Genomic DNA, 22,714 nt, shown 5'->3' on the forward strand with positions numbered 1-22,714 from the left:
ATGGCCGGCGGGCTAGTGGATCAGGGCTTCAAACCCTTCAATACAGATCCCGCCGATACCGTCCATTCCTGGCCAGCTCATCGACCCGTTCCGCGCCGAGCAACCCGCGCAGCAGGGCATCCACCTCGCGGCCCATGCCCTCCAGGCTGCCGCAGATCAGCAGGCTGGCGCCATTGGCGAGCCACTGGCGCAGCGTCTCGGCCTGGTCACGCAGCACGTGCTGCACGTAGCGGCGTTCGGCCTGGTCCCGCGAGAACACCCGGTCCAGCCGGGCCAGATGACCGCTGGCCAGCCATCCTTCCAGCTCCTGTGCCAGCAGGCTGTCATGGGCCGCGTTGCGCTCGCCGTACAGCAGCCAGTGACCGTGCTGGCCCAGGGCTTCGCGCTCGCGCAGGTGGGCGTGCAAGCCGGCCAGGCCGGTGCCGTTGCCGATCATGATCAGCGGGCCGCAGGCCGCCGGCAGTTGGAAGGACGGGTTGGCGCGCAGGCGCAGATCGATGCACTCGCCGACTTCGGCGTGCCGGCACAGCCAGCCGGAGCCCAGGCCCGGGCAGCCGTCCGGGGTGTGGGTCAGGCGTACCAGCAGCTCCACGCCGCCGTCGGCGGGCAGCGAGGCGATGGAGTAGTCGCGGTGATTCAGGCGCGGGAGTTGTTCCAGCAACTGATCCACATTCATTCCTGCCAGGGCATGGTGATCCGCTGGCCAGCGGCGACTGGCCAGTTCGTCGAGGAGCGCGCCGTCCGGCTCGCCCAGCTGCAGCGCGCGCAGCTTCTGGCGGATGGTCGCCACCGGCAGGCGTGGCGCGATCTCGGCGATGTCGCCGGCCTGCCAGTGGGCGGGGCCGTCCAGGGGCTCCAGGCGGATGCGGTAGACCGGCGCACCCTGGCTGCCGGGGTTCAGGCAGCTGCGTTCGACCAGCCGACAGGGGCTGAACTCGGGAGCAGCCCATTCCGCGTAATCCGGCTGGCCGCTCAGCTGGGCCAGCTGCCACTGCCAGCGGCTCAGCGTGGCCGGTGCCAGCCGATCCGCCTCCAGCCGCTCGAACAGCGGGATGGCCTGCCGCTGGCGCAGGCGGTCATCCACGGCGCGGGCGAAGCCGCAGAACTGCCGGTAGTCGCTGTCGCCCAGGCCCAGCAGGGCGTACTCCAGATCATGCAGCGGCGCCAGGCTATCCAGCAGGCGCAGGAAGCGCGCGCCATTGTCCGGTGCCTCGCCCTCGCCATAGGTGGACAGCACCAGCAGCAGGCGGCGCTGGCAGGCGAGAGCCTCGGACGTCAGCGCATCCAGCGACACGGCGGCCGCCGGCAATCCACCCAGGGTGAGTTGCTCCGCGCTGCGTTCGGCAATCCGCCGCGCCTGGCCACCCTGGCTGGCATAGGCAACCAGCAGGCTGTCTGCTGCGGGGAGGGCAGGTGGTACACGTGCGCGCCGCCAGGCCAGGCCGCACAGGCCGAGCCAGGCCGCGGCTACCAGGGCGGCGGACAGCTCGCGCGACGGCTGCCAGGCAAACAACAGCGCAGCCAGCAGCAGGCAGGCCGCGAGTGGCCAGTAGGCGAGCGGGGTATTCGGGGTGGCGCGCATGTCAGGGTTCCGGTGGGCAAGGGCGGGGCGGCCAAGGAAAAGGACGACCACCCTAAGCTTCGCCAAGCGCCAGGCGCGATCGTAGGGTGGTTCGCGCTGTATCGAGCCACCATGCGCGCCGCCAGGCGCGCCGGGCTGGCCGGCGCGTTGGTGGCCAATGGAAAACATTGACCACCCTACGAGGCCAGACACCGGTGTCTCAGGGCGCCAGCACTTCCAGGGTGGCGCTGTAGGAGGCGCGACGCTCGGTGACCGGCTTCTTCACGCCCTTGTCGGTGCGCAGCTCGGCTTCCAGCCAGTACATGCCCGGCGCCGGCCAGGTCACGGTCAAACGCCCCTTGCTGTCGGTCTTCAGGTTCAACTCGCCGGTAGCGTCGCGGTAGCGGTTGCCGCCGGGAATCACCGTCACGTCCACATCCGCCGCCGGCTTGCCGTCGAGCAGGAAGTCGAAGGTGGCTGTTTCACCGGCGAACAGGTCGTTGGGGTGGGTGACCGGCACCATTTCCAGGCCGGCCTTGGTGGGCTTGAGCACGCTGGTGGTGGTATCGCCGGAGGTGACGAAAACCTCCATGCGGTTGCTGCCCTGGGTTACGCGCAGTTCCTCGGCCTTGGCCGGGAGGCTCTTTTCCAGGTCCTCCAGCTTGCCCATCCAGCGGTGGGCGACACCGTTTTCCTTCCAGGAGGCCATCAGGCCCTGGCTGACCACGGCCAGCTTGTAGGTGCCCTTCTGGGTGAGCTGCACATCGAAGGTGGTGCGGTAGCGGCCGACAGCGCCGTTCTGCGCCTGCACTTCACTGCCGTCCGGCGCGGTCACGACCAGCGTGTTGGCCGGGCGGCGCATCGGCGCCGGCGCGGCCGGCTGGTCAGCTTGCCCAGCAGCCGGTGCGGCCTGCGGGCCGCGGGCGGGCAGGGCCAGCGGCTTGCCGATACCTTCGAGCTGCAGGGGGAAGTGCTCGAAATAGAACAGGTCGTTGGACACGGCGGCGTCCACGGTCACCCAGGGGGCCTCACCCGACAGCACTGTGGCCGACGGCAGCATCCAGGCCCGGTGCGCCTGGGCGGACAGGGGCAGGGTGACGGCCAGCGTCAGGGCGGTCCATTTCAGCATGCGATTCATGTTCGGCTTCCTTGATCAGGGTTTGACGGTAAGGGTGATGGCGCCCAGCTCGCTGGCGCCCTGTGCGCTGGCGGTCGAAGCCTGCGGCCAGGTGAAGGGCACGCGCAGCAGCTCGCGACCACCCACTTCACGGGTGGCTTCCACCACCAGGTTGTATTCGCCGGCCGGCAAGGCCTTCAGCGGCGCGTCGCTGCCCTTGTAGCTCAGCTGATGAGTGCCCACGGCACGGGTAGCTGCCGAGACGCCATCGACCGGCATTTCCAGGCTGCGCCCGCTGCGTCGCCACCACTGGCGCAGGTCCTTGAGCCACTTCTCGCCTTCTTTGTCCTTCATCTTCAGGTCGTACCACACGGCCAGGTTGGCCACGTGGCTCTGGTCCGGTGTTTCCAGCCACAGGGCCACGTAGGGGCGGTGGTACTCGGCGACGTCCAGGCGCGGGATTTCCACGCTGATGTCCAGGTCGGCCGCGAAGGCGGCCGGGCTGAGCAGAACAAGCAGAGGCAGCAGGTGTTTGCGCATGTGCGTTTCCTTAATGAATGAACAGCAGGGCCAGCAGCACGGGGATCACCACGCCCAGCGCGGTGAGCGGCCAGGTGCCAGGGCGCCCCGCGGCATGGCGTTGCAGCAACAGCAGTCCCGTGACACAGAACACCACGCAGGCCACGGCGAACAGATCGATGAACCAGCTCCAGGCCATGCCGGTGTGGCGGCCCTTGTGCAGGTCATTGAAATAGGCGATCCAGCCGCGGTCGGTGACTTCGTACTCGAGTTCACCGGAGGCCAGGTCCAGACTTAGCCAAGCGTCGCCGCCGGGGCGCGGCAGGCCGACGTACAGCTCGCCCTCCGACCACTCGGCCTCGCGACCGGCCAGGCGGATGCCGAGGCGGTCTTCCAGCCACGCGGCCAGTTCGGCCGGCATGCCGTCTGCCGGCGTGTCCGCCAGCAGGCGCTCCTGCAGGGATTCGGGCAACTGCTCGATCCTGCTGGAGACCTGCGCCTTGCCTTCGATCTGGCCGGCATGGTTCAGGGTGATGCCAGTGACGGCGAACAGCAGCATGCCGGCCAGGCAGAGCGCCGAGCTGATCCAGTGCCATTGGCGGAGGGTGCCGAGCCAGAGACGCATGGAAGACTGGTTCCGGTAATAGGTTGCGGCACAAGGCCAGTAGGAATGGGGCGGGATTCTAAGGCGCTTCGGGCCGTAGATGTTAGGGATTTACCAATAACATACATTCGCAAAAAGGCCCGCCCTTGGAAGGGCGGGCCTTTGGGTGCTGACTTAGAAGTCGACCGTGGCGGAGAGCCAGAGGCGCCGACCTTCCTCCAGCGTACCGGTGGTGGCAGCAGCTGACTGGGTGTAGTAGGACGCCCAGCCTACCGCACCCGTGTCGGTGGTATAGGTTTCGCCGTCGAGGAAGTCCTTGTCGAACAGGTTGTAGATACTCGCGTTGAAGGTCACGTTCTCGGAGGCCTTATACGAACCGCCAAGATGGAATACCTCGTAAGCCTTCAGGTCCCCGACTTCATCCTGAAGGGCCTGGTTGGCGGCAGTCAGGTTTTCGTACTTGTCGGTGAAGCGGGCACGCTCGCCACGGTATTCGCCCTTGATCCACAGGGTCAGCCGCTCGCTGGCGTTCCAGTTGAGGCTGGCGTTGAGCATATGTTCGGGCGTGTTGGTCAGCGGAGCGCCCTTGTTGATGCCGCTTTTCTGTTCACTGTCGCTGTAGGTGTAGTTGCCGCTCAGGCTCCAGCGCGGTGCGAACTGCCAGCGGCTGGCCAGTTCCAGGCCCCGTGTGACGGCCTCGTCGATGTTGATGCTTTGCGCGAAGCTTTCCTGGGTGAAGCCACTGCCAAAGCTCACGCAGCCGGGCTGGTTGGGGTTGGCCGTGTAGAAACAGTTGGCCAGCGGTGTGCCGTCGTCGATCTTGTCCTTGAACTTGTTATGGAACAGCGTGGCATTGGCGCTGAAGCCGGCATAGTTGTCGAAGTACACCCCGAACTCGGTATTGGTGGTGATCTCCGGATCCAGGTTCGGGCTGCCGATGGTGATGGTCTGGCCCTGGGCCGTAACGCCGTTGATGCCGTCATGCAGCTGGTTGAGGGTCGGCGTCTTGTAGCCACGGCTGACGCCGCCTTTCAGCGTCCAGTGGTCGCTGGTGTTCCACACCAGATAGGCGCGGGGGCTCACGTGGCCACCGAAGGCGTCGTGGTTTTCGTAGCGGGCGCCGAGGGTCAGTGCCAGGTCGTCACGGAGGCGCCATTCGTCTTCTGCGAACAGCGACCAGGTGGACTGTTCGAATTTCTCGGACGCAATGCCGTCGATGACTTCGGCGTCCCACCATTGGGCGCCCAGGGTGGCGATATGGGACTCGCCGATGGGGCTGACCAGCTTGGTGTCGAATACGAGGTCAGTGGATTTCAGTTCGCGATCGGCGCCCGCAACGATGGAGGGGTAGCCGGTGTAGGCCACGCCGAGCGTGCCGGGAATGGTCCGGCCGAGCGTTTCCGTGGTGTTGTGGGTCAGGCTGCTGTCCAGGGTGCCGAAGCCCAGGCGCGCGGTGTGGCTCAAGGCGAACTGCTCGCGCTCGAAGCGAAGCTCATCCGCATAGCCGTTGACCTTCGTGGGGGCGTCGGTGGTGCAACCAGACACGGCATTGCCGCCAGTCTTGCCATCGAGCGTGCCGAGCTGGCAGTTGTCATTGTCGTAGACCTGGCGGCCGCGCTCGACATCCAGGCTGAAGTCGTGATTCTGGTGGGGGGTCAGGGTCAGGCGAGCGCCCAGGGTGTTGTTGCGGCCTTCCACTGGAGCGGCGCCGCGCTTGCTGACATTGCTGTCATTGTCGAAGGTAAGGTCGGATTCGCCACGGTCCTGCAGGCTGCCGCGCACCGCCAGGCCCAGCAGACCGTCGACCAGCGGGCCGCTCGCGTACAGGCTGGTCTTGCTGGCTTCGCCGTAGTCGCGGTTTTCCTGGAAGGTGTGGTCCAGGCTCAGCGAGCCGCCCCATTCGGAGGCGACCTTTTTGGTGATGATGTTGACCACGCCGCCCATGGCGTCCGAGCCGTAGAGGGTCGACATCGGACCGCGGATGACTTCGATGCGCTCGATGGCCGACAGCGGCGGCATGAAGCTGGTGGATGTTTCGTTGAAACCGTTCGGGGTGACGTTGCCGGCGGTGTTCTGGCGGCGGCCGTCAATGAGGATCAGGGTGTAGTCGCTGGGCAAACCGCGGATGCTGATATTCAAGCCCCCGGTCTTGCCGGTGCCTTGACGAACGTCGATACCTTCCACGTCTTCCAGCGCTTGCGCGAGGTTGCTGTAACGCTTCTTCTGTAGCTCCTCGCCGCTGACCACGGAAATACTGGCTGGCGCATCGGTAATCTTCTGCTCATAACCGGCAGCACTGACAACGGTATCGCCGAGGACCAGTGGATCTTGGGCGAATACAGCAGCGCTGGCGCTCAGCAGGGCGGTGGCCAGCGCGGTGCGGGCAAAGGGCAGCGACATCGGAAACTCTCCTTGTGGGGCGGTAAAGGTTTCGTAAAGGCAGATGCGGCGCATGATAATGATTTGCGATTAGCTTGAGAAGTATTTTCAATTGCGAAACTGTCTAAGCCTGATTCGCGCTGCGGCGCGGGGTGTCCGGGCTTGCGGTAGCGGGGGCAAACCCGGAAGCTTGCGGGCATGAACAAGGCAACGCTTCTGCTTAATTGCGACATGGGTGAAAGCTTCGGTGCCTGGACCATGGGCAACGATGCGCTGGCCATGCCGCTGATCGATCAGGCCAACCTGGCCTGCGGCTATCACGCGGGTGATCCGTTGACCATGCAGCGCAGCGTGGCGCTGGCGGTGCGGCATGGCGTGAGCATCGGTGCCCACCCGGCCTATCCCGACCTGCAGGGTTTCGGTCGCCGCTCGCTGAGCTGCTCGCCGGAAGAGGTGCGCGCACTGGTGCTTTACCAGCTCGGTGCGCTGGAAGCGTTCTGCCGGGCGGCGGGCACGCAGGTTGCGTACGTGAAGCCTCATGGCGCGCTGTACAACGATCTGGTGCGTAACGATGCGTTGCTGGAGGCGGTGCTCGACGCCTGTCGCAGTTTCCGGTCCGGCCTGCCACTGATGGTGCTGGCGTTGCCCGACAATTGCCGCGAGGCGCGTCTGGCCGAGGCGGCCGGTGTGCCGCTGCTCTTCGAAGCCTTCGCCGACCGCGCCTATCAGGCCGACGGCCAGCTGGCGCCGCGTCGTGTGGCCGGGGCCGTGCACCAGGATCCGGAGCGGATTCTCGGGCAGGCACTGGCCATCGCCCGGCGGCAGCCGTTTGCCGATATCGACGGCAAGCCGATACGCCTGCAGGCCGACAGCCTGTGCGTGCATGGCGACAATCCGGAATCCCTGGGCGTGCTGCGTCGGCTGCGCGCGCTGCTCGACGCGGCATGATCCGCTGCGAGCCGGCCGGCGCCGAGGCGCTGCTGCTGACGCTGGCCGAGCAGCCGAACGCCGGACTGCCTGCGCGGCTGGCCGCGCTGGTCGATCGCATCCACGCCGAACTGGGCCCGCTGGTGGTGGACCTGGTGCCGGGGTGGACCACGCTACTGCTGCATTACGACCTGTTGCGCACCGACCATGCGCAGTTGTGCGCGCGTCTGCAGCCCGTGCTGGCGGCCTGGGAGCGTTCGGTTGGCGTTGCCCAATCGACCCGTTTGCATGAAATTCCCGTCAGTTACGACGGCGAGGACCTGCCGTGGGTGGCGCAGGCCTGTGGGTTGAGCGTGGCGCAGGTGATCGCGCTGCACAGCGGACGCGAGTACCGCGTCGGCGCCATCGGCTTCGCCCCGGGATTCGCCTACCTCGGCGAGCTGGACCCGCGCCTGGCCCTGCCGCGCCGGGCCACACCCCGCACGCGGGTGCCGGCCGGCAGTCTGGCCATCGCCGAACGGCAGACGGCGATCTATCCGCAAGCGTCGCCGGGCGGCTGGCACCTGATTGGGCGCTGTTCGTGGCGGTTGTTCGACGCGCGACGCGACCCGCCCTGTCCGTTGCGGGTAGGCGACCGGGTGCGCTTCGTGTCCTTTGGCGCGGTGGACCCATGAACGGCTTGCGCGTCCTGCGCCCCGGCGCGCTGAGCGTGTTGCAGGATGGCGGGCGCTTCGGCTGGCAGCATCTGGGTGTGTCACCGGGCGGTCCGTTGGATATCCAGGCGGCGGCTTGGGCCAACCGCCTGCTGGGCAATCCCTGGGGCGCGCCGTTGCTGGAGGTGGCGCTGGGCGGGCTGGAGTTGCTGGCGACGCTGGATACCTGGCTGGCAGTCTGTGGCGCCCAGATGGACGTGTGCGTGGACGGCAAGCCACGGCCCGGCTGGTCGAGCTTCCCGGTGCAGGCTGGGCAGGTCGTGCGTCTGGGTTATGCGCGGCAGGGGCAACGTTGCTATCTGGCTGCGGCCGGTGGCTTTCTGGCCCGGCCGGTGCTGGGCAGTGTGGCGGCGCACCTGCGCGAGGGGCTCGGCGGTGTGCGCGGGGATGGCCGGCCCTTGCTGCGCGGAGACACGCTGGGCTGCCGGCCGGCGCGGTCGAGCGGCGGGCGCAGCGTGCCCTGGCGCTTCCGACCGGACTATGGCCAGGCGTGCGAGTTGCGGGTGATGGCGGCGCCTGGCCACGAAGCGGCGCTGGCCGGACTATTTGCGCAGTCGTGGACGCTCAGTCCGCGCGCTGATCGTATGGGCATGCGACTGGAGGGCGAGCCCCTGGCGGCCAGCGCTCGGGAATGGTCGCAGGGTGTGGTCACCGGCACGATCCAGTTACCGCCGGATGGTCAGCCGATCGTGCTGATGGCCGATCGGCAGACCATGGGCGGCTATCCGGTGCTGGGTTGGGTGCACTCGCTGGACCTGGGGCGGCTGGCGCAGTGCACGGCGCACACCTCGCTGCGCTTTGAGCCCGTGTCGCTTGAAGATGTGCAGCGCGAATTACGCGAGTTCTATCGGTTCTTTCGCTAGCTGCCGTTCCGTCTCAGGGCATGGTCACTTCGATCGTGCCGTCGGCCTGGATGCTGATGCGTGTGGTGCCGGCTTCCACCTGCGGCGCGATGCTGTCGCTGGCGGCTTCCATCATCATCTTGGCCGGCGCGCGGTACACCGGTTGCGGGAAACCGTTGCTGTGCAAGTTGAGGTTGACCAGCCGGTAGCCGGTGCCGCCCAGCGCCTCGCTGGTCAGCCTGGCGCGTGCGCCGAAGGATTGCACGGCCTCTCGCAGCAGCTCATCCTCGTGGCGTTTGCGCAGTGTGTCGGAAACGCTGAAGCTCATGCCGCCCATGCTCAGGGTCTTCAGCAGTTCGCCGGTCAGTTGTGAAAGGGCGGGGAAGTCGGCGCTCTCCAGGCGCAGCTCGGCGCGCTCGCGCCAGGCGCGGATCTTCTGGCTCTTTTCCTCGTATACCGGGTAGCTGCTGCGGCTGCCCTGGCTGACGGTCACGCCCTTGGCCTGGCGCGCCTGGCGGATCGCGGCGTTGAGGGTTTCACTGACGTTCTGGGCGAGACGGGCGGGATCGCTGTCCTGGGACTCGGTGTACAGTGTCACGTGCATACGATCATGGCTGACTTCCTGGCTGACTTCGCTGCGCAGGGAGACCTGGTTGAAGCGGGGTTCCTCGGCCAGCGCGGGCAGGCTGGCACAGGCAAACAGGGCAAGCAGGGACAGGTGAGGCAAGCGGGACATGATGACTCCTGACAGTGCGGGGCCGGAGGTCGCCGGCACAGCGGCGGGGCCTGAGACTTTGGCCCGAACAACCGCTGTGCGCAAGGGTGGCGCGGCTGCGCTTGCGGCGCTATGCCGCAGCGGCGTGGAAAAGTCGCTGGTTATACTCGGGCAACTGCCCGGAGCCACTATGCGAGCCCCACTTTTCCTGCTTTCCGCCAACCGCCAGAACCTGGGCCGGCTGGTTCTTATCCGTGTCCTGGTGCTGTCTGCCCAGGCCGCTTCCGTAGGCGTTGCCTGGCTGTCCGGGGTGGTGGTGCTGCCCTGGCTGGCATTGGCCATCATCCTGGGCATCTCCACGCTGCTGTGTCTGTTCACGGCCCTGCGGCTGCGCCAGCAATGGCCGGTGACCGAGCAGGAGTATGCCGTGCAGCTGGCCTGCGACCTGATCATCCACAGCGTGCTGCTGTATTTCTCCGGGGGTTCCAGCAACCCCTTCGTGTCCTATTACCTGGTGCCGCTGACCATCGCTGCGGCGACCCTGCCCTGGCTGTATACGCTGGTGCTGGCCGCTCTGGCGCTGGCCAGCTACAGCTTGCTGCTGTTTGCCCATCACCCACTGACCCTGCTGGTTACCCTGCCTGCGGAAATCATGGTCTACGGCATGTGGCTGAGTTTCGCGCTCGCCGCCTTGCTGATCACCGTGTTCGTCGCGCGCATGGCCGAGGCGCTGCGTTTCCAGGAACAGCTGCAGGCGCAGCGCCGCGAGGCGGACATGCGTGATCAGCAGTTGCTGGCGGTGGCCACCCAGGCCGCCGGCGCGGCCCATGAGCTGGGTACGCCGCTGGCGACCATGAGCGTGCTGCTCAAGGACCTCATCCAGGATTGCCAGGGGCAGTCGTCCCTGCAGGATGACCTGAAGGTGCTGCAGGATCAGGTGATGCTCTGCAAAGGCACGCTGCAGAGCCTGGTGCGCGCCGCCGAGGCGCAGCGGCGCCAGGAGATCGTCGAGCAGACCGTGCGGGAATGGCTGGAAGCAGCGCTGGAGCGCTGGCACCTGATGCGCCCCGAAGCCACTTATCGCTATGAGTGCACCGGCAAGGGGACGCCGCCGAGCCTGATGCCGCCGGCCGAACTGACCCAGGCGTTGCTCAATCTGCTGAACAATGCTGCCGATGCCTCGCCGGACAACCTCGCCATCCGTCTGGACTGGGACCACCAATGGATCAAGGTGACCATTCGAGATCACGGAGCCGGCGTGCCGCTGGCGATTGCCGAGCAGCTCGGTAAGCCGTTCTTCACCACCAAGGGGAAGGGGTTCGGCCTGGGCCTGTTCCTCAGTCAGGCCAGCGTGACGCGTGCCGGCGGAACCGTAAAACTGTATAACCACGAAGAGGGTGGTACGCTCACCGAGCTGCGTTTACCGCGCCTCTACGGTTTGCATTGATTGACCATGCCGCAGCCAAGGAGCCTGCATGTCTGAAGAAGTCCTGTTCGAGGGAGATGAGCAGCCTCATCTGTTGCTGGTGGATGACGATGCGACCTTCACCCGGGTGATGGCGCGTTCCATGGAGCGTCGCGGGCTGCGTGTCAGTGTGGCTTCCAGTGCCGAGGAAGGGCTGATGATCGCGACGCGCGACAGCCCCGACTACGCGGTCCTGGACCTGAAGATGGAAGGCGACTCGGGGCTTGCCCTGTTGCCCAAGCTGCTGGATCTGGACAGCGAGATGCGCGTGCTGATCCTTACCGGCTATTCGAGCATCGCCACCGCTGTGGAGGCCATCAAGCGTGGCGCCTGCAACTACCTGTGCAAGCCGGCGGATGCTGACGATGTGCTGGCGGCGCTGATGTCCGAGCACGTGGAGCTCAGTTCGCTGGTGCCGGAAAACCCCATGTCGGTCGACCGCCTGCAGTGGGAGCACATCCAGCGCGTGCTGGCCGAGCACCAGGGCAACATTTCGGCCACCGCCCGCGCACTGGGCATGCACCGCCGCACCTTGCAGCGCAAGCTGCAGAAGCGCCCGGTCCGCCGCTGAGCTTTCCCGGCGCCCCGCTTCGCGAGCGACGGGGCGCCGCGTTACCATGCTGCCTTCTCGCTGTCGCAGTAGGTAGTAGTCGTGCTCGCTCTCATTCAGCAAACATTGGCGGTGACCGCCCCGGTCTTCGCCATGCTGTTCCTTGGTGTCCTGCTCAAGCGGCTCGGCTGGATCGACAGCGCCTTCGTCAACACCGCCTCCAGTCTGGTCTTCAAGGGCACCCTGCCGGCGCTGCTGTTCCTCGCCATCCTGCGCGCCGATCTGAGTGCCGCCTTGCAGCCGCGCTTGCTGATCTACTTCACCCTCGCCACGGTAGGCGGCTTCCTGCTCGCCTGGGCATGGGCGATCTGGCGCTGTCCGCATGCGGATCGCGGCGTCTATGTGCAGGGGGCGTTTCGCGGCAACAATGGCATCGTCGGCCTGGCGCTGGCCAGCAGCCTGTATGGCGACTTCGGCCTGTCGCTGGGCGGTGTACTCGCTGGCTTGGTGATCCTCTGCTACAACGCGCTCTCGGCGCTGGTGCTGGCGCTCTACAGCCCGAGCAGCAAGACCGATCCGTGGAGCATCGCCAAGAGCATTCTCGGTAACCCGTTGGTGCTGGCCGTGCTGGCGGCGATCCCATTCGCCTATTGGCGGATCCCGCTGCCGGACTGGCTGCTGACCTCCACCGGGTATTTCGCGCAGATGAGCCTGCCGCTGGCGCTGATCTGCATCGGCGCCACGCTGTCGCTGGCCTCGTTGCGCGAAAGCGGCGCCACCGCGCTGAGCGCCAGCCTGATGAAGATGATCTGGCTGCCGGCGTTGTCCACCCTGGGTGCCTGGTGGCTCGGTTTTCGAGGGCCGGAGCTGGGCATCCTGTTTCTCTACTTTGCCAGTCCGACGGCCGCCGCCAGTTTCGTGATGGCCAAGGCGGTGGGTTCCAACTATCAACTGGCGGCCGCGATCATCGTGATGACTACGCTGATGGCGGTGCTGAGCACCAACCTCGGGTTGTTCGTGCTGCAGTGGGGCGGTTGGGTGTAGGGTGGATCGCGCTTCATCGTGCCGCCAGGCGCGCCGTCCCGGCTTGATGGTGGCCAGGTAGCGCGCTGACCACCCTGCGAGGCTGGGCGCGGAAGACCGCGTGCCTCACTTCTTGTGCGCGTTCTTCGGCAGTTGCACCACGCGGCTTTCCGAATAGATGTCGTGCCAGGTGCGCGACTGCTTGTCCCACAGCATCCAGATGAAGCCCAGGCCGAAGATCAACCAGGAGCCGATGGCGACGATGAAGCGCAGCAGCGCCTGCCAGAGATCGATGGCGGAGCCGTCGGCGTTCTGCACGCGGATGCCCCAGACCTGCATGCCGAGGGTCTGGCCGTTCCAGGTCCAGAACTTGGCGAAGAAGCCGAACAGGCTGAACAGCAGCAGCGTGGCCAGCAGGGGATCGTTGTCCAAGCCGCCGCTTTCCGCCAGCAGCTTGAGCTGGTCGCCGCCATGGATCAGGCGCAGCACGCCTTGCTGGTAGAGCAGGGTGACCACCATCACCAGGGCCACGCAGAGCAGGAAATCGTAGAAGAGTGCGGCCATTCGGCGACCGAAGCCGGCGGCCGGGAACGCGCCGCTGGGCTGGAGCATGCGTTTTGCAGTTGCCATGGGAAGCTCGTCGATGAAAAAACGACCGCCATTCTAGGGGCTGTCGGCGCCCGGTGGCGAGTCGCCTGGCTGCTTGGCTGCGTTTACGGCGGGAACAAAAAAGCCCCCGATGTTTCCATCGGAGGCTTCGGGTGTTGCGTGCTGCTTAGCCCAGAACCTGGACCTTGTCAGCCTGCATGCCCTTCTGGCCCTGGACGGCTTCGAAGGTAACCTTCTGGCCTTCCTTCAGGCTGCGGAAGCCGCTGCCTTCGATAGCACGGAAGTGCACGAACAGATCCGGACCGCTTTCGGGGGTGATGAAGCCGAAGCCCTTCTCATCGTTGAACCATTTGACGGTGCCGGTTTGACGATTCGACATGTCTTTATTTCCTTGAAACTAGAGTGGATGGCAGTCCCTGTGACAACAGGGAGCTGGAACTGGTTGCAGGAGATAAGAGAAGTCGAGCGGGATGAAGCAAATCGTCAAGATCTACCGCACCAGGTCACGATTCAACAGCGACCCATGCAAACAGTGAGCGCACTCTACGGAAGTTTCGGGCAAATGCCAACCCCCCCGCTCGGCACCTTTATGACGACGGCCGGAATGCTCCGGGGAAAAAGCTACAACTGGGCCGTCGAGGCGGTCGTATCGGGGTCGAGACTTGACGCGGAAGGACGGTCGGGCAGGCCCGGCCGGGGGATAGAAAAAGGGCATTTTCTTATCGGACTGGTGCCTTGGGAGAGACTCGAACTCTCACGTTGTCGCCAACGGCGGATTTTGAATCCGCTGCGTCTACCATTCCGCCACCAAGGCAATGGGCGCGCAGTATAGGGAGGCCAAGCCAGCCGGTCAATCGGCTCGCATGGCCAGCTCCAGGCATTTCCGTTAAGCTTTGCGCCCCTGCAAGACGGCCTCACCATGCGCGTTTCCGACTTTCATTTCGACCTTCCCGATGCTCTGATCGCCCGCCATCCGCTCGCGCAGCGCCGCGCCAGTCGCCTGTTGGTGCTGGATGGCCCGAGTGGAGCCCTGGCTCATCGCCAGTTCGCAGACCTGCTTGGCTATCTGCGTCCCGGCGACCTGATGGTGTTCAACAATACCCGGGTGATTCCCGCACGCCTGTTCGGGCGCAAGGCGACCGGCGGTCAATTGGAGATCCTCATCGAGCGGGTGCTCGACGAGCACCGTGCGCTGGCCCATGTGCGCGCCAGCAAGTCCCCCAAGCCCGGCAGTCGCATTCTGCTTGAGGGTGGCGGCGAGGCCGAGATGCTCGCGCGCCATGACGCGCTGTTCGAGCTACGTTTCGACCAGCCGCTGCTGCCGCTGCTGGAGCGGATCGGCCACATGCCGTTGCCTCCTTATATAGATCGGCCCGATGACACGGCCGACCGCGAGCGTTACCAGACGGTGTACGCCGAGCGTGCCGGCGCGGTCGCCGCGCCGACCGCCGGGCTGCACTTCGACGAGCCATTGCTCGATGCGATTCGCGAGAAAGGCGTGGAAACCGCCTTCGTGACCCTGCACGTCGGAGCCGGCACCTTCCAGCCGGTGCGCGTCGAGCGCATCGAGGAGCACCATATGCACCGCGAATGGCTGGAAGTCAGTCAGGATGTGGTGGACGCGGTGAACGCCTGCAAGGCGCGCGGCGGTCGCGTCATTGCCGTGGGCACCACCAGCGTGCGTTCCCTGGAAAGCGCGGCGCGCGAGGGCAAGATCAAGCCGTTCAGTGGCGACACCGACATCTTCCTGTACCCGGGTAAGCCGTTCCATGTGGTGGATGCCCTGGTCACCAATTTCCACTTGCCGGAGTCCACCCTGCTGATGCTGGTTTCCGCCTTTGCCGGCTATCCGGAAACCATGACGGCCTACCGCGCGGCGGTGGAAGAAGGCTATCGCTTCTTCAGTTACGGTGATGCCATGTTCATCACCCGCAATCCCGCCCCGCGCGGTCCCGAGGATCACCCATGACCCGTACCTGTCACATGAACTTCGACGTGCTCGCCACCGAGGGCAAGGCCCGGCGCGGGCGCCTGACCTTCCCGCGTGGCACGGTGGAAACACCGGCGTTCATGCCGGTGGGCACCTACGGCACCGTGAAGGGTATGCTGCCGCGCGATATCGAGGCCATCGGCGCGCAGATCATTCTCGGCAACACCTTCCACCTCTGGCTGCGTCCGGGTACCGAGGTCATCAAGGCACACGGTGATCTGCACAATTTCATGCAATGGCAGGGACCGATCCTCACCGACTCCGGCGGTTTCCAGGTCTTCAGCCTCGGCGAGATGCGCAAGATCAAGGAGGAGGGGGTGTATTTCTCCTCGCCGGTGGACGGCGCCAAGGTGTTCATGGGGCCCGAGGAGTCGATGCAGGTGCAGCGCGACCTGGGTTCGGACATCGTGATGATCTTCGACGAGTGCACGCCGTACCCGGCGGACCATGACACCGCGCGCCGCTCCATGGAGCTTTCGCTGCGCTGGGCCAAGCGCTCGAAGGTGGCGCATGGCGACAATCCCTCGGCGTTGTTCGGCATCGTGCAGGGCGGCATGCACGAAGACCTGCGACTGCGCTCGCTGGAGGGCCTGATGGAGATCGGCTTCGATGGCCTGGCCATCGGCGGCTTGTCGGTGGGCGAGCCGAAGGAGGAGATGATCCGTGTGCTGGACTTCCTGCCGCCGCACATGCCGGCCGACAAGCCGCGTTACCTGATGGGCGTCGGCAAGCCTGAAGACCTGGTCGAGGGCGTGCGCCGTGGCGTGGACATGTTCGATTGCGTGATGCCGACCCGCAACGCACGCAACGGCCACCTGTTCGTCACTGGCGGGATCGTCAAGATCCGCAACGCCGTGCATCGCCATGACGACTCGCCGCTGGATCCGGGTTGCGACTGTTACACCTGCAAACACTTCTCTCGCGCCTACCTGCATCACCTGGACAAATGCGGGGAAATGCTCGGAAGCATGCTGAATACCATCCACAATCTGCGCTATTACCAGCGTCTGATGGCCGGTTTACGCGACGCCATCCAACAAGGTACATTGGCCGCCTTTGTCGATGCCTTCTATGCCCGGCGCGGTCTGCCAACCCCGCCGCTGGACTGAATGAATCCGTATTGAAACCGTAGAAACCATCCCTGCAACAGGAGTGTTACATGAGCTTTTTCATTCCCGCCGCCTACGCCCAGGCCGCACCGGGCGCTGCAGCTCCGGGTTCCGACATGATGGGCATTCTGATGCTCGTGGGCTTCGTGGTCATCTTCTACCTGATGATCTGGCGCCCCCAGGCCAAGCGTGCCAAGGAGCACAAGAACCTGCTGGCCGGCCTGCAGAAGGGCGACGAAGTGGTCACCGGCGGCGGCATGACCGGCAAGGTGGTCAAGGTTGCCGATGACTTCGTGGTGCTGGAAGTGGCCGACAACGTCGAGTTGAAGTTCCAGAAGGCCGCCATCGTAGCGACCCTGCCCAAGGGCACGCTGAAGGCCATCTGATCCTGTCGGGTGGCACCCGCCAGGAACGGCGCTGTTCGCATGTGTCGCTGCCTTCCTGGAGGCTGAGCCGCCCGTTCAGGCTTCACGAGTTACTTTCTTGCGGGGCGCCTAGGCGCCCCGCTCTTTGAGCGGGCGGCGTCATGCTGAACAAATATCCCCTGTGGAAATATCTGCTGATTCTCGCGGTCCTGGCCCTAGGCCTGGTGTATTCCGCGCCCAATTTGTATCCCGATGACCCTTCGATCCAGATCACCGGCACCAGCACGGCGCTGCGTATCGATGAGGTAACGGTCGAGCGGGCTGCCGAAGCGCTGCGCGCGGCGGGCATTACGGTCAAGGCCACCGAAGTCTCCGAGCGCGGTGGCCTGCTGCGCCTGACCCGGCTCGGCGACCAGTTGCCTGCCAAGGACGTGGTTCGCAAGACCCTGGGTGATGAGTACGTGGTCGCGCTCAACCTGGCGCCCACCACGCCCGACTGGCTGCGCAGCATTGGCGCCTCGCCGATGAAGCTGGGTCTGGACCTGTCCGGCGGCGTGCATTTCCTGCTGGAAGTGGACATGGACAAGGCCATCGACGCGCGCCTGAAAGTCTATGAAGGCGAGGTCAAGAGCCTGCTGCGCAAGGAGCGCATCCGCTATCGCAGCATGCCGGGCAGCGACAATGCCTTCCAGTTGGGTTTCACCGACAGCGAAAGTCTCGACCGGGCCCAGAGCCTGATCCGCAAGACCTTCACCGATTTCGAGCTGACCAGCAGCGTGCGCAACCAGCTGCAGGTGCTCAATGTCGCGCTGACGCCAGCCACCCTGGCCGATATCCGCGAATACTCCATCAAGCAGAACCTCACCACCGTGCGCAACCGCGTCAACGAGCTCGGCGTGGCCGAGCCGTTGGTGCAGCGTCAGGGCGCCAATCGCATCGTGGTCGAGCTGCCGGGTGTGCAGGACACCGCCGAGGCCAAGCGGATTCTCGGCAAGACGGCCAGCCTGGAGTTCCGTCTGGCTGCCGAGCCGGATGCCCCGCGCGCCACCACCGAGACCTTCGATTTCCGCGAGGAAGGCCGTGCTCCGGTGGCACTGGAGCGCAGCGTGATCATCACTGGTGACCAGGTGACCGACGCGCAAGCCAGCTATGACGAGAACGGTCGCCCGCAGGTGAACATTCGTCTGGACGGGCACGGCGGCGAGCTGATGAACCGTGCCACCCGCAACAACGTCGGGCGCAGCATGGCGGTGCTGTTCATCGAGCAGCGTCCGGTGACCCGCTATGTCAAGGAGCTGGTCGACGGCGTCGAACAGGAAGTGGCGGTACAGAGCTTCCGTGAAGAGAAGAAGATCATTTCCCTGGCCACCATTCAGTCGGCCCTGGGCAGTCAGTTCCGCATTACCGGCCTGGACGGTCAGGGCGAGTCCTCCGAGCTGGCGCTACTGCTGCGCGCCGGCGGTCTGGCCGCGCCGATGTACTTCGCCGAGGAGCGCACCATCGGCCCGAGCCTGGGTGCCGAGAACATCGCCAAGGGTATCGAGTCCACCTGGTGGGCGCTGATCCTGGTCTCGCTGTTCGTCATCCTCGTCTACAAGTTCTTCGGCATCCTGGCCACCGTCGCGCTGGCGTTCAACCTGGTGCTGCTGGTCGGCCTGATGTCGGTGATCGGCGCCACCCTGACCCTGCCGGGCATCGCCGGTATCGTGCTGACGCTGGGTATGGCGGTGGACGCCAACGTGCTGATCTATTCGCGGATCCGCGAGGAACTGAAGAATGGCCTGTCGGTGCAGCGCGCCATTCATGAGGGCTTCGATCGTGCCTACACGGCGATCATCGACAGTAACCTGACCACCCTGCTGGTCGGCGCCATCCTGTTCGCACTCGGTACCGGGCCGGTCAAGGGCTTCGCGGTCACGCTGTCGCTCGGCATCCTGACCTCGATGTTCACCGCCATCATGTTCACGCGCGGCCAGGTCAACCTGCTCTTCGGCGGTCGCAACGTGAAGAAACTGTGGATCTGAGGGCCAGGCCGTGATCAAGAAAACCATTCCCTTCATGGCGATCCGCAATCTTGCGTTCGCCATCACGCTGATCCTGACCGTTCTGGGCATCGCTGCCCTGGCAGTCAAGGGTCTCAATTTCGGCCTGGACTTCACCGGCGGCACGCTGATCGAGCTGCAGTACGAGCAGCCGGCTGACCTGGAGCGCATCAAGCGCGAGCTGGGGCAGGCGGGCTACACGGATGCGGTGGTGCAGAGCTTCGGCGCCACCACCGACGTGCTGATCCGCATGGCCGGCGACGACCCGCAGCTGGGCGCGAAGGTTGGCGAGGCGCTGCGTACCATCGACCCGGCCGCGGGCTTCGAGATCAAGCGTGTCGAGTTCGTCGGTCCGCAGGTGGGTGAGGAGCTGCGCGACCAGGGTGGCCTGGCCATGCTGCTGGCGCTCGGCGGCATCCTGGTGTACCTGGCGTTCCGCTTCCAGTGGAAGTTCGGCGTGGGTGCCATCGCCTCGCTGGCCCACGACACCATCCTCACCCTGGGTCTGCTGGCGCTGCTGGAAGTGCCCTTCGACCTGACGGTGCTGGCGGCGGTGCTGGCGATGATCGGTTACTCGCTGAACGACACCATCATCATCTACGACCGCATCCGCGAAAACTTCCGGGTGCTGCGCAAGGCCAGCCTGATCGAGAACATCGATATCTCGGTCACCCAGACCCTGCTGCGCACCATGGCCACCTCGTTCTCCACCGCGCTGGCGCTGATCGCCCTGCTGGTGTGGGGTGGCGACGTGCTGGCCGGTTTCGCCGTTGCCCTGCTGATCGGCGTGGTGGTGGGTACCTACTCGTCGGTGTACATCGGCGCCACGGTGCTGGTCTGGCTGAAGCTGACCAGCGAGGACCTGATCCCGCCGGCAACCGAAGAGGCAGTCGACGAAAGGCCCTGAACCGACACGGCCATCTTCAGTCTAAGGCACGGATTTTTGATTCCGTTTGGACTGGAGGTGGCTGTGAAGAAATCGATGATCGTCGGCGTGGTGCTCGGCGCGGTCGGTGTGACGGCGGGCGGAGCGCTGGCGACCTATCAATGGGCGGGAGATCGCGAGCCGAAGTTCGCCACCGTGCTGGACGTTTCTCCGGTGAAGGAAACCCAGCGCACCCCGCGTCAGGTCTGCCGTGACGTCGCCGTCACCCATCAGCGACCGGTACAGGATCAGCACCAGATCGCTGGCACCGCCATCGGAGCGGTGGTCGGCGGTCTGCTGGGCAATCAGGTCGGTGGCGGGAGCGGCAAGAAGCTGGCCACTGTGGCCGGTGCGGTAGGCGGCGGCTACGTTGGCAACAAGGCGCAGGAGCGCATGCAGGCCAGCGACACTTACACCACCACCGAAACCCGCTGCGAGACGGTGCAGGATACCCACGAAAAGGTAGTTGGCTACGACGTCAGCTATGAGCTGGGTGGTCAGCGCGGCCGCGTGCGCATGGATCGCGATCCGGGGGCGCAGATTCCGGTGCGCGACGGCCAGTTGGTGCTCGCCGAGCAGCCGTAATCGAACCTGCAGACATGAAAAAAGCGCCCTGGGGCGCTTTTTTCATTTTCGGCTGATCATCACAGCTGGCGCTTGAGGCTCGGCCACAGGTGCGGCTGGATAGCGGTGAGCACTGCCTTGAAGCACTTGGTGTTGCCCGCCACGATGTGGCCCTTGTCGAAGAACTCATGGCCACCGGTGAAGTCGCTCACCAAGCCGCCCGCTTCCTGAATCAGCAGCACGCCGGCTGCCATGTCCCACTCGGACAGGCCGAATTCCCAGAAGGCGTCATAGCGGCCTGCAGCCACGTAGGCCAGGTCCAGGCTGGCGGCGCCAGCGCGGCGGATACCGGCGGTGTCGCCTACCAGGCTGCGGAACATGCCCAGGTAGTTGTCCAGGTGGTCGAGCTGGCTGTCGCGGAACGGGAAGCCGGTGCCCAGCAGTGCGCCTTCCAGGCTCTTGCGGCTACTGACGCGGATGCGGCGGCCGTTCAGCGCGGCACCGCGGCCACGGCTGGCGGTGAATTCTTCCTGGCGTACCGGGTCGAGTACCACGGCGTGTTCCAGGCGACCCTTGTACTTGCAGGCGATGCTGACGGCGAAATGCGGTACGCCGCGCAGGAAGTTGGTGGTGCCGTCCAGCGGATCGATGATCCACTGATAGTCGGCGCCTTCGCCGGTGCCGGCGATCTCGCCGCTTTCCTCGCCCTTGAAGCCGTGGTTCGGATAGGACTTGCGCAGCAGGTTGATGATGCATTGTTCTGCGGCAAGGTCGATTTCGCTGACGTAATCCTTGGCTTCCTTCTCGTTGGCCGAGATGGCATCCAGGCGTTCGATGGAGCGGAAGATCAGTTCACCGGCGCTGCGCGCAGCGCGCAAGGCGATGTTCAGCATGGGCTGCATGGGGGGAAACACCTGGGCTGTTAAAGAAAGCCGGGAATTCTAACAGAAAGCCAGGCAGACGCGTGAGTGGCATTGACCGTCGGGTATCGCAGTGGCGGGCAGGGCGCCGGGGGAATCGCCAATGTTGCGTGGCGAGCGGGAACCGCCATCGGCTAAGATTCTGCCCCTTCCGTTTTCTCAGGTGGATCAGGGCGTGCTACAGAACATCCGCGTGGTGCTGGTCAATACCAGCCATCCCGGCAACATCGGCGGGGCGGCCCGTGCCATGAAGAACATGGGGCTTTCCCGTCTGGTGCTGGTCGATCCCGAGGAGTTTCCCAGTCCCAAGGCGCTGGCGCGGGCATCCGGCGCCAATGACCTGCTGGACAATGCCCAGGTGGTGTCCACGCTCGAGGAGGCTCTGGTCGGTTGTAGCCTGGTGCTGGGCACCAGTGCGCGCGACCGGCGCATTCCCTGGCCGCTGCTCGATCCGCGCGAGTGCGCGAGCAAGAGTCTTGAGCAGGTGGCGCTGGGGGGTGAGGTGGCGCTGGTATTCGGTCGCGAATACGCCGGCCTGACCAACGAGGAATTGCAGCGCTGCCAGTTTCACGTGCACATTCCCTCCGATCCGGAGTTCGGTTCGCTGAACCTGGCGGCTGCGGTGCAGGTGCTGACCTACGAAGTGCGCATGGCGTGGCTGGCCGCCCAGGGTGCGCCGACCAAGATGGAAAAGGTGGAAGCCACGGCCATCCTGGATACTCGGCCGGTCACCATGGACGAGCTGGAACGTTATTTCGAACACCTCGAGCAGACGTTGGTGGAAATCGGCTTCCTCGATCCGCAGAAGCCGCGCCATCTGATGGCCCGGCTGCGGCGGCTGTACGGTCGCAGCGGCATCAGCAAGCTGGAGATGAATATCCTGCGCGGCATTCTCACCGAGACCCAGAAGGTGGCGCGGGGCGAGCCCCACAAGCGGAGAGCAGATGATGTTTGATCGCATGCGTGAGGATATCCGGAGCGTGTTCAGCCGCGACCCGGCGGCCCGAAGCGTGCTCGAGGTGCTGTTGTGCTACCCCGGCCTGCACGCGGTGTGGATGCATCGGCTGGCACACCGGCTGTGGCGTGCGGATTGGCGCCTGCTGGCGCGGTTGGTCTCGCACCTCGGGCGCTGGCTGACCGGCATCGAGATCCACCCGGGGGCGAAGATCGGCCGGCGCTTCTTCATCGACCATGGCATGGGCGTGGTCATCGGCGAGACCGCCGAGATCGGCGACGACGTGACCCTCTACCATGGCGTCACCCTGGGCGGCACCAGCTGGAACAAGGGCAAGCGACATCCCACCCTGGAGGACGGCGTCATCGTCGGCGCGGGGGCGAAGATCCTCGGGCCGTTTACCGTGGGGGCGGGCGCCAAGGTCGGTTCCAACGCGGTGGTCACCAAGCCGGTGCCAGCGGGTGTCACGGTGGTCGGCAACCCGGGGCGGGTGGTGGTCAAGACCAGTGGCGAGGAGCAGGCCAAGCGCAAGGCCATCGCCGAGAAGTACGGATTCGAGGCCTACGCGGTCGGCGAAAACATGCCGGACCCGGTCACCAAGGCCATCGGTCAACTGCTGGATCACCTGCATGCCGTGGATGGCCGCCTTGAGGAAATGAACCGCGCCCTCAAGGCGCTTGGCTACTGCTGCGGCGAGCTGCCGGCGCTGCGTGACGAGGATTTTGTCGAGATCAAGGAAGAGATGCGCGGCGAGAGCCGGGAGCCTGGCGCCCAGGGTTGATGCGCTGCCAGCAGCGGCCTGCTATCATGCCGGCCGCTT

The 22,714-nt window shown here is 65.4% G+C and carries 23 protein-coding genes and 1 tRNA gene; 14 read left to right on the top strand and 10 right to left on the bottom strand.

Features of this window, described 5'->3' with window-relative positions; translation table 11 throughout:
• Positions 1-37 precede the first annotated feature (37 nt).
• The 5 genes from SF06_RS02330 to SF06_RS02350 form a co-directional block, all read right to left on the bottom strand.
• Entirely contained in the window at positions 38-1,582 is a 1,545-nt protein-coding gene (locus SF06_RS02330; protein WP_027589572.1) for a sulfite reductase subunit alpha, read from the bottom strand.
• 199 nt (positions 1,583-1,781) lie between these two features.
• Positions 1,782-2,699 (bottom strand): DUF4198 domain-containing protein, encoded by a 918-nt coding sequence (locus tag SF06_RS02335; RefSeq protein ID WP_039559718.1) that lies wholly within the window; start codon positions 2,697-2,699, stop codon positions 1,782-1,784.
• 15 nt (positions 2,700-2,714) lie between these two features.
• Entirely contained in the window at positions 2,715-3,218 is a 504-nt protein-coding gene (locus SF06_RS02340; protein ID WP_039559720.1) for a DUF2271 domain-containing protein, read from the bottom strand.
• A gap of 10 nt (positions 3,219-3,228) precedes the next feature.
• The gene (locus SF06_RS02345) at positions 3,229-3,879 is read right to left on the bottom strand and encodes a PepSY-associated TM helix domain-containing protein (RefSeq protein WP_267882098.1); all 651 of its coding nucleotides are present in this window, start codon (positions 3,877-3,879) and stop codon (positions 3,229-3,231) included.
• Between the two features lie 96 nt (positions 3,880-3,975).
• Positions 3,976-6,201, bottom strand: a complete 2,226-nt coding sequence (locus SF06_RS02350) for a TonB-dependent receptor domain-containing protein (protein ID WP_039559724.1) — start codon at positions 6,199-6,201, stop codon at positions 3,976-3,978.
• 177 nt (positions 6,202-6,378) lie between these two features.
• Here SF06_RS02350 and SF06_RS02355 point away from each other — a divergent pair, with 177 nt between their 5' ends.
• Genes SF06_RS02355 through SF06_RS02365 form a run of 3 tightly spaced genes read left to right on the top strand, consistent with a single transcriptional unit; the run spans position 6,379 to position 8,683 of the window.
• The gene (locus tag SF06_RS02355) at positions 6,379-7,128 is read left to right on the top strand and encodes a 5-oxoprolinase subunit PxpA (protein WP_027589567.1); all 750 of its coding nucleotides are present in this window, start codon (positions 6,379-6,381) and stop codon (positions 7,126-7,128) included.
• Entirely contained in the window at positions 7,125-7,781 is a 657-nt protein-coding gene (pxpB, locus tag SF06_RS02360; RefSeq protein WP_039559725.1) for a 5-oxoprolinase subunit PxpB, read from the top strand. Before SF06_RS02355 ends, pxpB begins: the two co-directional genes overlap by 4 nt.
• Positions 7,778-8,683, top strand: a complete 906-nt coding sequence (locus SF06_RS02365; protein ID WP_039559728.1) for a 5-oxoprolinase subunit C family protein — start codon at positions 7,778-7,780, stop codon at positions 8,681-8,683. Before pxpB ends, SF06_RS02365 begins: the two co-directional genes overlap by 4 nt.
• 13 nt (positions 8,684-8,696) lie before the next feature.
• Here SF06_RS02365 and SF06_RS02370 read toward each other — a convergent pair whose 3' ends face one another.
• On the bottom strand, positions 8,697-9,398 hold the full coding sequence (locus SF06_RS02370) for an SIMPL domain-containing protein (RefSeq protein ID WP_039559729.1): 702 nt from the start codon (positions 9,396-9,398) through the stop codon (positions 8,697-8,699).
• Positions 9,399-9,567: 169 nt separating this feature from the next.
• On the opposite strand from SF06_RS02370, the gene SF06_RS02375 reads away from it, so the two are divergent.
• The 3 genes from SF06_RS02375 (at position 9,568) to SF06_RS02385 (ending at position 12,436) form a co-directional block, all read left to right on the top strand.
• Entirely contained in the window at positions 9,568-10,824 is a 1,257-nt protein-coding gene (locus tag SF06_RS02375; protein ID WP_039559730.1) for an ATP-binding protein, read from the top strand.
• 28 nt (positions 10,825-10,852) lie between these two features.
• Positions 10,853-11,413 carry a response regulator transcription factor gene (locus SF06_RS02380; protein WP_027589562.1) on the top strand — a complete coding sequence of 187 codons (561 nt, stop codon included), beginning with the start codon at positions 10,853-10,855 and terminating at the stop codon, positions 11,411-11,413.
• A gap of 81 nt (positions 11,414-11,494) precedes the next feature.
• On the top strand, positions 11,495-12,436 hold the full coding sequence (locus SF06_RS02385; RefSeq protein ID WP_039559733.1) for an AEC family transporter: 942 nt from the start codon (positions 11,495-11,497) through the stop codon (positions 12,434-12,436).
• Positions 12,437-12,541: 105 nt separating this feature from the next.
• Here the strand turns inward: SF06_RS02385 and SF06_RS02390 are convergent, their stop codons facing one another.
• The 3 genes from SF06_RS02390 to SF06_RS02400 form a co-directional block, all read right to left on the bottom strand.
• The gene (locus tag SF06_RS02390; RefSeq protein WP_037008539.1) at positions 12,542-13,045 is read right to left on the bottom strand and encodes an RDD family protein; all 504 of its coding nucleotides are present in this window, start codon (positions 13,043-13,045) and stop codon (positions 12,542-12,544) included.
• A 145-nt stretch (positions 13,046-13,190) separates the two neighbouring features.
• Entirely contained in the window at positions 13,191-13,403 is a 213-nt protein-coding gene (locus tag SF06_RS02395) for a cold-shock protein (protein ID WP_021700367.1), read from the bottom strand.
• A gap of 349 nt (positions 13,404-13,752) precedes the next feature.
• Positions 13,753-13,838 (bottom strand) — tRNA-Leu (locus SF06_RS02400).
• Between the two features lie 105 nt (positions 13,839-13,943).
• On the opposite strand from SF06_RS02400, the gene queA reads away from it, so the two are divergent.
• From queA to SF06_RS02430, 6 genes are all read left to right on the top strand, one after another.
• A complete protein-coding gene (queA, locus tag SF06_RS02405) occupies positions 13,944-14,993 on the top strand; it encodes a tRNA preQ1(34) S-adenosylmethionine ribosyltransferase-isomerase QueA (RefSeq protein WP_039559736.1) in 1,050 nt (349 codons plus the stop codon).
• A 14-nt stretch (positions 14,994-15,007) separates the two neighbouring features.
• Positions 15,008-16,123, top strand: a complete 1,116-nt coding sequence (tgt, locus tag SF06_RS02410; protein ID WP_027589559.1) for a tRNA guanosine(34) transglycosylase Tgt — start codon at positions 15,008-15,010, stop codon at positions 16,121-16,123.
• A gap of 50 nt (positions 16,124-16,173) precedes the next feature.
• Positions 16,174-16,509 (top strand): preprotein translocase subunit YajC, encoded by a 336-nt coding sequence (gene yajC / locus SF06_RS02415; protein ID WP_027589558.1) that lies wholly within the window; start codon positions 16,174-16,176, stop codon positions 16,507-16,509.
• A 140-nt stretch (positions 16,510-16,649) separates the two neighbouring features.
• Complete coding sequence (secD, locus tag SF06_RS02420) at positions 16,650-18,512, top strand: protein translocase subunit SecD (RefSeq protein WP_039559742.1); 1,863 nt, start codon at positions 16,650-16,652, stop codon at positions 18,510-18,512.
• Positions 18,513-18,525: 13 nt separating this feature from the next.
• The gene (gene secF, locus SF06_RS02425) at positions 18,526-19,437 is read left to right on the top strand and encodes a protein translocase subunit SecF (RefSeq protein WP_065365660.1); all 912 of its coding nucleotides are present in this window, start codon (positions 18,526-18,528) and stop codon (positions 19,435-19,437) included.
• Positions 19,438-19,500: 63 nt separating this feature from the next.
• Positions 19,501-20,040: a glycine zipper 2TM domain-containing protein gene (locus SF06_RS02430; protein WP_039559745.1), complete on the top strand. Its 540-nt coding sequence runs from the start codon at positions 19,501-19,503 to the stop codon at positions 20,038-20,040.
• A gap of 59 nt (positions 20,041-20,099) precedes the next feature.
• Here SF06_RS02430 and suhB read toward each other — a convergent pair whose 3' ends face one another.
• Complete coding sequence (suhB, locus tag SF06_RS02435; RefSeq protein ID WP_039559747.1) at positions 20,100-20,921, bottom strand: type III secretion system regulator SuhB; 822 nt, start codon at positions 20,919-20,921, stop codon at positions 20,100-20,102.
• Positions 20,922-21,114: 193 nt separating this feature from the next.
• Between suhB and trmJ the strand changes: the two genes are divergently transcribed.
• Positions 21,115-21,894 (top strand): tRNA (cytosine(32)/uridine(32)-2'-O)-methyltransferase TrmJ, encoded by a 780-nt coding sequence (gene trmJ / locus SF06_RS02440; RefSeq protein WP_027589553.1) that lies wholly within the window; start codon positions 21,115-21,117, stop codon positions 21,892-21,894.
• Complete coding sequence (gene cysE / locus SF06_RS02445; RefSeq protein WP_027589552.1) at positions 21,887-22,675, top strand: serine O-acetyltransferase; 789 nt, start codon at positions 21,887-21,889, stop codon at positions 22,673-22,675. The genes trmJ and cysE overlap by 8 nt, the downstream gene beginning before the upstream one ends.
• Positions 22,676-22,714 lie beyond the last annotated feature (39 nt).

The sequence above is a fragment of the Pseudomonas flexibilis genome (genome assembly GCF_000802425.1).
In the GTDB taxonomy this organism is placed as follows: Bacteria; Pseudomonadota; Gammaproteobacteria; order Pseudomonadales; family Pseudomonadaceae; genus Serpens; species Serpens flexibilis.

Bases quoted from the DNA above. Each gene is read 5' to 3' on its own strand.
- SF06_RS02330 (WP_027589572.1), bottom strand. From the start codon at position 1,582: ATGCGCGCCACCCCGAATACCCCGCTCGCCTACTGGCCACTCGCGGCC.
- SF06_RS02335 (WP_039559718.1), bottom strand. From the start codon at position 2,699: ATGAATCGCATGCTGAAATGGACCGCCCTGACGCTGGCCGTCACCCTG.
- SF06_RS02340 (WP_039559720.1), bottom strand. From the start codon at position 3,218: ATGCGCAAACACCTGCTGCCTCTGCTTGTTCTGCTCAGCCCGGCCGCC.
- SF06_RS02350 (WP_039559724.1), bottom strand. From the start codon at position 6,201: ATGTCGCTGCCCTTTGCCCGCACCGCGCTGGCCACCGCCCTGCTGAGC.
- SF06_RS02355 (WP_027589567.1), top strand. From the start codon at position 6,379: ATGAACAAGGCAACGCTTCTGCTTAATTGCGACATGGGTGAAAGCTTC.
- pxpB (WP_039559725.1), top strand. From the start codon at position 7,125: ATGATCCGCTGCGAGCCGGCCGGCGCCGAGGCGCTGCTGCTGACGCTG.
- SF06_RS02365 (WP_039559728.1), top strand. From the start codon at position 7,778: ATGAACGGCTTGCGCGTCCTGCGCCCCGGCGCGCTGAGCGTGTTGCAG.
- SF06_RS02370 (WP_039559729.1), bottom strand. From the start codon at position 9,398: ATGTCCCGCTTGCCTCACCTGTCCCTGCTTGCCCTGTTTGCCTGTGCC.
- SF06_RS02375 (WP_039559730.1), top strand. From the start codon at position 9,568: ATGCGAGCCCCACTTTTCCTGCTTTCCGCCAACCGCCAGAACCTGGGC.
- SF06_RS02380 (WP_027589562.1), top strand. From the start codon at position 10,853: ATGTCTGAAGAAGTCCTGTTCGAGGGAGATGAGCAGCCTCATCTGTTG.
- SF06_RS02390 (WP_037008539.1), bottom strand. From the start codon at position 13,045: ATGGCAACTGCAAAACGCATGCTCCAGCCCAGCGGCGCGTTCCCGGCC.
- SF06_RS02395 (WP_021700367.1), bottom strand. From the start codon at position 13,403: ATGTCGAATCGTCAAACCGGCACCGTCAAATGGTTCAACGATGAGAAG.
- queA (WP_039559736.1), top strand. From the start codon at position 13,944: ATGCGCGTTTCCGACTTTCATTTCGACCTTCCCGATGCTCTGATCGCC.
- tgt (WP_027589559.1), top strand. From the start codon at position 15,008: ATGAACTTCGACGTGCTCGCCACCGAGGGCAAGGCCCGGCGCGGGCGC.
- yajC (WP_027589558.1), top strand. From the start codon at position 16,174: ATGAGCTTTTTCATTCCCGCCGCCTACGCCCAGGCCGCACCGGGCGCT.
- secD (WP_039559742.1), top strand. From the start codon at position 16,650: ATGCTGAACAAATATCCCCTGTGGAAATATCTGCTGATTCTCGCGGTC.
- suhB (WP_039559747.1), bottom strand. From the start codon at position 20,921: ATGCAGCCCATGCTGAACATCGCCTTGCGCGCTGCGCGCAGCGCCGGT.
- cysE (WP_027589552.1), top strand. From the start codon at position 21,887: ATGTTTGATCGCATGCGTGAGGATATCCGGAGCGTGTTCAGCCGCGAC.